The sequence below is a fragment of the Streptomyces sp. NRRL F-5727 genome, assembly GCF_000719555.1.
Lineage (GTDB): Bacteria > Actinomycetota > Actinomycetes > Streptomycetales > Streptomycetaceae > Streptomyces.
In genome coordinates this window covers 1-1,071 of the sequence record NZ_JOGX01000142.1, presented here as the reverse complement: position 1 = coordinate 1,071, position 1,071 = coordinate 1, and the positions used below count along the sequence as shown (strand labels likewise).

Below are 1,071 nucleotides of genomic sequence, written 5' to 3'. Positions count from 1 at the left end.
GGCCAGGGCGGCATGGGCCAGGTGTGGACCGCGTACGACACCCGGCTCGACCGCCGGGGCGCCGTGGAGCTCCCCAGACCCGCCGCCCTCCCCCGCCCACCCCCCGCATCGACCAGGTCCGCGCCGAACTCGACGAGCTCAGCGACCTCCTCCGCAAGGAGGAGGACAGGTGAACGGGCGGGTCGTCGGCGGGCGGTACGAGCTCGCCACCGTCGTCGGCCAGGGCGGCATGGGCCAGGTGTGGACCGCGTACGACACCCGGCTCGACCGCCGGGTCGCCGTGAAGCTCCTCAGCCCCGCCGCCCTCACCGGCCCGGCCACCGCCGCCGACGAACTGCGCCGCCGCTTCGTCCGCGAGTGCCGGGTCACCGCCCACGTCGACCACCCCGGCCTGGTCACCGTCCACGACGCGGGCAGCGACGGCGACGACCTGTACCTCGTCATGCAGTACGTCGACGGCGCCGACCTCGCCGACCACCTCGCCGAACACGACCCCTACCCGTGGGAGTGGGCCGTCTGCGTCGCCGCCCAGCTCTGCGCGGTGCTCGCCGCCGTCCACGCGGTGCCGATCGTCCACCGCGACCTCAAGCCGCGGAACGTGATGGTCCGACCCGACGGCACCGTCACCGTCCTCGACCTCGGCGTCGCCTCCGTCCTCGACTCCGACACCACCCGCCTCACCCACACCGGCGAACCCATCGGCAGCCCCGCCTACATGGCGCCCGAGCAGGCCATGGGCGGCGCCGTCGGCCCCCAGACCGACCTGTACGCGCTCGGCATCCTGCTCCACGAACTCCTCTCCGGGAACGTGCCGTTCGCCGGCTCCACCGCCCTCGGCGTCCTCCACCGCCACCTCTACGAGCCGCCCCTCCCGCTCCGCCAGGTCCGCCCCGAGGTCCCCGACGCCCTGGAGGCCCTCGTCCTGCGCCTTCTCGCCAAGGACCCGGCCGCCCGCCCCTCCGGCGCCCACGAGGTGTACGAGGCGCTGCTGCCGCTGCTCCCCGCGCGCGGCACCCCGTCCGGCCCCCTGGACCCCACCCGCCCCTTCCTCCGCCCGCACGCCCCCTGGCC

General features: G+C 75.7%; 1 protein-coding gene. It reads left to right on the top strand.

All coding sequences use genetic code 11. From position 1 onward, the window contains the following. Positions 1-229: 229 nt before the first annotated feature. Positions 230-1,071 (top strand): serine/threonine-protein kinase (locus IF73_RS0137030; protein WP_234338457.1); only part of this gene is annotated, 842 nt, incomplete at its 3' end.